Genomic DNA, 7457 nt, shown 5'->3' with positions numbered 1-7457 from the left:
GGGATCGGGGCGGGGGTTTCAAGGCTTCGGGTCGCTTCGCCGGGCGCCTGGCCCGTCAGCACGGCGATGCGGTTGAGGCTGCCCCGAAGGCTCGCCTCAAGCTGGGGCACGGTTGCGTTGGTCTGCGCCAGTTGCGCCCGCGCCTGCTCCGCGTCCAGCGAGGAGACGAGGCCCGCCTGAAGCCGCCAGTTGGCGATGTTGTAATTGTCCTGCTGGATCGCCTGCGTCTCGCGCGCGATGCGCAACTGCCCCTGCGCCAGGCGCGCCTGCACATAGTTGGCGACGAGTTCGGAGACGATCGTCGCCCGCACATTGGCGAGGTCGTATCCGGAAGCGGCAAGATCGGCCCGCGCAGCCTCCGCCGAACGGGAAAGCTCGCCGAACAGGTCGACCTGCCAGCTTGCATTGGCGCCCACCGAATAGCTGCTCGACCAGTTGGAGCCGCCGCCGCCGATCGGATTGCCGCTGGGGTCCAGCCGGCCGCCCGCATCCCGGCTGCTGTAGTTGCGCCCGCCGCTGGCCGATCCGTTCGCCTGCGGCAGGAAGGCGGCCCTTGCCTGCCGCAGCGATTCCCGCGCCTGGCGAAGGCGCGCCTGCGCCTGCACGATGTCCAGATTATGGGCGATGGCCCGGTCGATGAGGCCGCTCAGCGCCGGATCGTCGAGCCGCGTCCACCAGGCGGCCAGTTCCGCCTCGTCCAGCGGAGCGCTGGCGCCCTGGCTATAGGCCGCCGGCACGCCGAGCGCTGCGGGGGCGGGGGCGCGATAATCGGGGCCGGCCGCGCAGCCCGACAGGACCAGCGCGGTTCCCGTGATCCATCCAAAGCGATATCGCACCTTTTCCTTATACTCCGTCATCGTTAAAGGCGGTCCTCCAACGAGAACTGCCGAAATGGGCCGGGCGCCTCAACGGCATTTGTGTCTCAAAGTGTAACGGCTTTGAAAAATTGCGCTTTTGCAGGGGCGCGCAGGTCAGAAGGTGGATGATGAGGGCATTTCTTTTTCCGGGGCAGGGCAGCCAGTCGGTGGGCATGGGCAAGGCGCTGGCCGACGCCAGCCCGGCCGCGAAGGAGCTGTTTCAGGAGGTCGACGACGCCCTGTCGCAGCATCTGTTCCGCATCATGGTGGAGGGGCCGGAAAGCGACCTGACCCTGACGGAGAACGCCCAGCCCGCGATCATGGCCAATGCGCTGGCGACCCTGCGCGTGATGCAGAGGGAGGGCGGCTTTTCTCTGGCGGAAAAGGGCGATTATGTCGCCGGGCACAGCCTTGGCGAATATAGCGCGCTCTGCGCGGCGGAGGCGTTCGACATCGGCACCACGGCGAAGCTGCTGAAGCTGCGCGGGCGGGCGATGCAGGCTGCCGTGCCGGTGGGCGAGGGCGCGATGGCGGCGCTGCTGGGCGCGGATATCGAGAAGGCTCAGGCACTGGCCGATGCCGCCGCCGAGGGCGAGGTGTGCACCGTCGCCAACGACAATGACCCGACCCAGGTGGTGATTTCCGGGCATCGCGGCGCCATCGAGCGCGCGGTGGCGCTGGTCAAGGACCATGGCATCAAGCGCGGCGTGCTGCTGCCGGTGTCGGCGCCCTTCCACTGCCCGCTGATGCAGCCCGCCGCCGAGGCGATGGAGGAAGCGCTGGGCAAGGCGGCGATCGGCACGCCGCTGCTGCCGGTCTATGCCAATGTGCTGGCCAGCGCGATCGCCGATCCGGAAGAGATCAAGTTGCGGCTGGTGGAGCAGGTGACGGGCCGGGTCCGCTGGCGCGAATCCGTCGCCGCCATGTGGGACGCGGGCGTGACCGAGTTCGTCGAATTGGGCGGCAAGGTGCTGGGACCGATGGTCAAGCGCATCGCGCCCGACGCCACCGTGCGCAGCATCGTGACGATGGACGATATAGAGGCCGCCCTGGGGACCCTGTGAGCGGCGGCATGAGCAGCGCTCCCGTCCTGACCAGCCGCGATGGGGCCGTGCTGACGGTCACGCTCGACATGCCGGACCGGCGCAATCCGATCTCCGATCCGGCGATGGTCGATGCGCTCTGCGCCGCGTTCGAGGAGGCGGAGCGGGATTTGTCGATCCGCGTCGCGATCCTGACCGGGGCAGGGAGCGCCTTTTCGTCGGGCGGCGACCTGAACGCGATGCGGCCCGACGCGGGCGGGCTGCGGGCTGCTTTGCCCGCGCAGACGCGGCGCAATTACCGGGCGGGAATCCAGCGGTTGCCGTTGCTGTTCCAGGCGCTTGAACTGCCGGTGATCGCGGCGGTCAATGGCCCCGCCATCGGCGCGGGCTGCGACCTGGCGTTGATGTGCGACGTCAGGATCGCGGCGCAATCAGCGAAATTCGCGGAATCTTTCGTGAAGCTGGGCATCATTTCGGGCGATGGCGGGGCTTGGTTGCTGCCGCGCATCGTCGGCTTTTCCAAGGCGACCGAACTGGCGCTGACGGGCGAGACCATCGACGCGCAGGAGGCGCTGCGCATCGGGCTGGTGAGCGAGGTGGTGCCGGACGCCGACCTGCTGGCGGCGGCGCGGGCCGTGGCGGACAGGATCGCCGCCAATCCGCCGCACGCGACGCGCATGACCAAGCGGCTGCTGCGCGCCGCGCAGACGGCGGAATTGAACCAGATCATGGAAATGGCGGGCGCGATGCAGGCGCTGGCCCATGCGACGGCGGATCATGACGAGGCGATAGACGCCTTTTTCGAGCGCCGGACGCCGAACTTCAAGGGAGATTAGAATGTTCGATCTGACAGGCATGACCGCGCTGGTGACGGGCGCTTCGGGGGGCATCGGCTCCGCCATCGCGAAGGCCCTCGCCGCGCAGGGCGCCACGCTCGCCCTTTCGGGCAGCAATGAGGAGAAGCTGAAGGCCTTTGCCGCGGAACTGGGCGGCGATCACAAGACGCTGGTCTGCAACCTGGGCGATCCGGCGGCGGTCGATGCGCTGGTGGGGCAGGCGGTCGAAGCGCTGGGCGGCAAGATCGACATCCTCGTCAACAATGCGGGCATCACCCGCGACAACCTGATCCTGCGCATGAAGGATGAGGAATGGTCGGACGTGATCTCGGTCAATCTTGAAGCGGCCTTCCGCCTTGCCCGCGCCGCCGCCAAGCCGATGATGAAGGCCCGTTTCGGCCGCATCATCTCCATCACCTCCGTCGTCGGCGTCACCGGCAATCCAGGACAGGCCAATTATGCGGCGTCGAAGGCGGGTATCATCGGCATGTCCAAGTCGCTGGGCCAGGAACTGGCGAGCCGGGGCATCACCGTGAACTGCGTCGCGCCGGGCTTCATCCGTTCGGCCATGACCGACGCGCTGAACGACGCGCAGAAAAGCGCGATCCTGACGAAGATCCCGGCGGGCGACCTGGGCGCGGGGGAGGACATCGGCGCGGCTGTGGTCTATCTCGCCAGCAAGGAAGCGGGTTACGTCACCGGCCAGACGCTGCACGTCAATGGCGGCATGGCGATGATCTGAAGGGGAAGGATCGGTCGATCCCAAAGTCCCACGCTGCGGCTTTATTCCATCGCGCCCGAAAATTTTGGGCATTTGCAAAGCCGCCGCCTTGTGCCATCGGGGCTGAAGAGTCGAACGCAGGTGGGGCGATGCCACCCGATTGTCTCTTGCCTCTTGCCTCTCGTTGGGCTTGCCTCTAGGGCATGCCTTAACAGATATTCAGAACCATCAACGATACCCAGTAAGAAGGACCACTCATGAGTGAGACCGCGGATCGCGTAAAGAAAATCGTCGTCGAGCATCTGGGCGTCGAAGCCGAAAAGGTGACCGAGGATGCGAGCTTCATCGACGATCTGGGCGCTGACAGCCTGGACATCGTCGAGCTGGTGATGGCGTTCGAGGAAGAATTCGGCGTCGAAATCCCCGACGACGCGGCGGAAAAGATCGCCACCGTCAAGGACGCCATCGATTATATCGACAGCAAGCAGTAAGGGCGTCCGGCGGCCTGCCTGAAAACGGGTGGCCGCCGCGTTTGAAAAAGGAAAAGGCTCCTCCTGTCCGGCGAAACCGGGTCTTGGGGAGCCTTTTGGTATCTGGCCCCCGTTCACAATCCCCTTTCGAAGGGTTAGATGGGCGGCGTTGAGCCAAAAAGATTTTTCGGAGCAAGCATATGCGTCGTGTTGTCGTAACCGGCCTTGGCATGGTCAGCCCGCTCGGCGGGGATGTGGAAACGACCTGGAAGAACATCATCGCGTCCAAGTCCGGCGCGGCGACGATCACGCGCTTCGACGCCAGCGAGTATAAATGCCGCATCGCCTGTGAAGTGAAGCCGGCGGATCATGAATATGGCTATGACCCCGGGCTGGACGTCGATCACAAGATCCAGCGGCAGGTCGACCCCTTCATCGTCTACGGCATTTCCGCCGCCAGCCAGGCGCTGCGCGACGCGGGCCTGGACGATATGAGCGAGGAGGAACGGCTGCGCGCCGGTTGCTCCATCGGTTCGGGCATCGGCGGCCTGCCGGGCATCGAAAGCGAATCGCTGGTGCTGGCGAACCGTGGGCCGGGCCGGGTCAGCCCGCATTTCGTCCATGGCCGCCTGATCAACCTGATCTCCGGCCAGGTTTCGATCAAATATGGCCTGATGGGCCCCAACCATGCCGTCGTCACCGCCTGCTCGACCGGCGCCCATTCCATCGGCGACGCCGCCCGCATGATCGCGCTGGACGATGCCGACGTGATGCTGGCGGGCGGCGCGGAAAGCGCGATCTGCCCCATCGGCATCGCCGGATTCGCGCAGGCGCGGGCGCTCTCGACCGCCTTCAACGACAGCCCGGAAAAGGCTTCGCGGCCCTATGACGTCAACCGCGACGGCTTCGTCATGGGCGAGGGCGCGGGCGTGGTCGTGCTGGAGGAATATGAGCGGGCCAAGGCGCGCGGCGCGAAAATCTATGCCGAAGTGGTCGGCTATGGCCTGTCGGGCGACGCCTATCACGTAACCGCTCCCCATCCGGAGGGCCATGGCGCCTATCGTTCGATGGAGATGGCGCTCAAGAAATCGGGCCTGGGCCTGGGCGACATCGACTATGTCAACGCGCACGGCACTTCGACGCCGCTGGGCGACGAGCTGGAGCTGGGCGCGGTGAAGCGGCTGTTCGGCGATCATCTGGGCACCATGTCGATGAGTTCGACCAAGTCGGCCATCGGCCACCTGCTGGGCGGCGCGGGCGCGGTGGAGAGCATCTTCTGCATCCTGGCGCTGCGCGACCAGATCGTGCCGCCGACGCTGAACCTCGACGAGCCGAGCGAAAGCTGCAAGGGCGTCGACCTGGTCCCGTATGTCGCCAAGGAACGCAAGGTGCGGGCCGTGCTGAACAACAGCTTCGGTTTCGGAGGCACCAACGCCTCCCTCATCATGAAGGCGGTCTGAGAAGGCTCCAATGCGGCGGCTTGGCTTTGGCATAGTGCTGATCGGCCTGGCCGTCGCGGCGTTCGTAGCGTTCCGCTTCGTCCATGGCTGGACCGAAAGCGGCCCGGCGATGAAGGATATCGCGCTGGTCGTGCCGGAAGGTTCGACCATCGCGGACGCCGCCATTCTCCTGAAACAAAAGGGGGCGGTGCGCTCGGCCGACGCCTTCCTCACGCGGGCCAAGGTCTTCGGCCGCGGCAAGTCGATCAAGGCGGGCGAATTCCTGATCCCCAAGGGCGCCAGCAATTCCGATATTTTCCGCATCCTCCAGGGCGGCAGGACGCTGACCCGGCTGATCACCATACCGGAAGGCATGCCCTCCATATCGGTGCATGAGCGGTTGATGGCGAATGAGGAACTGACCGGCGAGATTCCGGTGCCGGAGGAAGGCAGCGTGCTGCCCGACAGCTATGCCTTCGACAAGGGCGAAAGCCGGGCGGCGGTGCTGAAGCGGATGCAGGATGCCATGAGCAAGGCGCTCGCCAAGATGTGGGCGGAGCGGGCGCCGAACACGGTCGCGAAAACGCCCAGGGAAGCCATTATCCTTGCCAGCATCGTCGAAAAGGAAACGGCGGTGCCTTCGGAACGGCCGACCGTCGCGGGGGTTTACGGCAATCGCCTGAAGGCGCGCATGATGTTGCAGGCCGACCCAACGATCATCTATCCGATCACCAAGGGCAAGCCCCTGGGCCGACGGATCAGGAAATCCGAAATCGCGGCGGTCAACGACTATAACACCTATGCGATGATCGGCCTGCCCAAGGGACCGATCGCCAATCCGGGCCGCCTGTCGATCCTGGCGGTGCTGCACCCGGCGGAAACGAAGGCGCTCTACTTCGTCGCGGACGGGAAGGGCGGCCATATATTCGCGGACACGCTGCAAGAGCATAATGACAATGTGCGCAAATGGTTCGCAATCCGGCGGGCGAGGGGGGAGCTTTGAAGTGAGCGGACCGATGGCGCGCTTGGGTGGGGAGCGGACGTTCCCCTATTCGTCACCCCGGACTTGATCCGGGGTCCCGCTTTCTTTCTGAGTCCGGCCCAGCCCAAGGCAGCGGGACCCCGGATCAAGTCCGGGGTGACGGTAGGGCAATGTCAGCTATTGGCCATAGCCCGCCGCCGCCAATCGCCGGCCCTACTGCCCAAACCCCGACTCGCGCGCCAATGCCACTGCTTCCCGTGCGGCGGCGAGCAATGCGCCGCTTTTCGCCTCGCACTCCCGCTGTTCATATTCCGTGGTCGAATCCGCGACGATGCCGGCCCCTGCCTGCACATGCATCACGCCGTCCTTGAGCACGGCGGTGCGCAGCACGATGCAGCTATCCATATTGCCGTCCGGCCCGAAATAGCCGACGCCCCCGGCATAGGCCCCCCGCGTTTCCGGCTCCAGTTCCGCGATGATCTCGCAGGCGCGCACCTTGGGCGCTCCCGATACGGTCCCTGCCGGAAAGCCCGCGAACAAGGCGTCGAGCGCGTCCTTGTCGGGAGCCAGCCGTCCCACCACGTTCGACACGATATGCATCACATGGCTGTAGAATTCGACGCTATAGCTGTCCGTCACGGTCACGCTGCCGGCCGTCGCTACCCGTCCCACATCGTTGCGCCCCAGGTCGAGCAGCATCAGATGCTCTGCCCGTTCCTTGGGATCGGCCAGCAGGCTTTCGCGGTTGGCGGCGTCCTCGACGGCATTCCGGCCGCGTGGGCGGGTGCCGGCGATGGGCCGGATCGTGACCTCGCCGTCCCGCGCCCGGACCAATATTTCCGGACTAGATCCGATCAGCGCAAAGCCGGGCAGGTCGAGATAATAAAGGAAGGGTGAGGGATTGACCCGCCGCAACGCCCGGTAAAGCGCAATCGGCGGCAGGGTGAACGGGCTGGTGAAGCGCTGCGCCAGCACTACCTGAAAAATGTCGCCCGCGACGATATAATCCTTCGCCTTCTCGACCATCGCGGCGTAGCGGCCCGGCTCCAGCACCGGCGTCACCGCGACATCGGCGATCTTGGCCGGGGCGGACGGCGCGGGCAGGGGGG

At 65.8% G+C, this 7457-nt stretch carries 8 protein-coding genes; 6 read left to right on the top strand and 2 right to left on the bottom strand.

Translation table 11 applies throughout. The features are described 5' to 3' along the window. Nucleotides 1-857: TolC family protein (locus L286_RS49805; protein WP_021223350.1), on the bottom strand; the 857-nt coding region annotated here is incomplete at its 3' end. A 128-nt stretch (nt 858-985) separates the two neighbouring features. Between L286_RS49805 and fabD the strand changes: the two genes are divergently transcribed. The 6 genes from fabD (at nt 986) to mltG (ending at nt 6369) form a co-directional block, all read left to right on the top strand. Beyond that, a complete protein-coding gene (gene fabD / locus L286_RS49800) occupies nt 986-1921 on the top strand; it encodes an ACP S-malonyltransferase (RefSeq protein WP_025160512.1) in 936 nt (311 codons plus the stop codon). An 8-nt stretch (nt 1922-1929) separates the two neighbouring features. Then, on the top strand, nt 1930-2736 hold the full coding sequence (locus tag L286_RS49795; RefSeq protein ID WP_025160513.1) for a crotonase/enoyl-CoA hydratase family protein: 807 nt from the start codon (nt 1930-1932) through the stop codon (nt 2734-2736). 1 nt (nt 2737) lies between these two features. After that, complete coding sequence (gene fabG, locus L286_RS49790; RefSeq protein WP_020820980.1) at nt 2738-3478, top strand: 3-oxoacyl-[acyl-carrier-protein] reductase; 741 nt, start codon at nt 2738-2740, stop codon at nt 3476-3478. A 236-nt stretch (nt 3479-3714) separates the two neighbouring features. Further along, nucleotides 3715-3948 carry an acyl carrier protein gene (locus L286_RS49785; RefSeq protein ID WP_007689016.1) on the top strand — a complete coding sequence of 78 codons (234 nt, stop codon included), beginning with the start codon at nt 3715-3717 and terminating at the stop codon, nt 3946-3948. Between the two features lie 179 nt (nt 3949-4127). Continuing rightward, a complete protein-coding gene (fabF, locus tag L286_RS49780) occupies nt 4128-5387 on the top strand; it encodes a beta-ketoacyl-ACP synthase II (protein ID WP_025160514.1) in 1260 nt (419 codons plus the stop codon). A gap of 10 nt (nt 5388-5397) precedes the next feature. After that, nucleotides 5398-6369: an endolytic transglycosylase MltG gene (gene mltG / locus L286_RS49775; RefSeq protein ID WP_020820978.1), complete on the top strand. Its 972-nt coding sequence runs from the start codon at nt 5398-5400 to the stop codon at nt 6367-6369. A 192-nt stretch (nt 6370-6561) separates the two neighbouring features. Here the strand turns inward: mltG and L286_RS49770 are convergent. Beyond that, nucleotides 6562-7457 (bottom strand): anthranilate synthase component I family protein (locus L286_RS49770; RefSeq protein ID WP_021223349.1); only part of this gene is annotated, 896 nt, incomplete at its 5' end.

It is taken from the genome of Sphingobium sp. HDIP04 (genome assembly GCF_000445085.1).
Lineage (GTDB): Bacteria > Pseudomonadota > Alphaproteobacteria > Sphingomonadales > Sphingomonadaceae > Sphingobium > Sphingobium indicum.
Note: the sequence above shows the minus strand (reverse complement) of the source record. Positions and strands in the feature narration are given on the sequence as shown.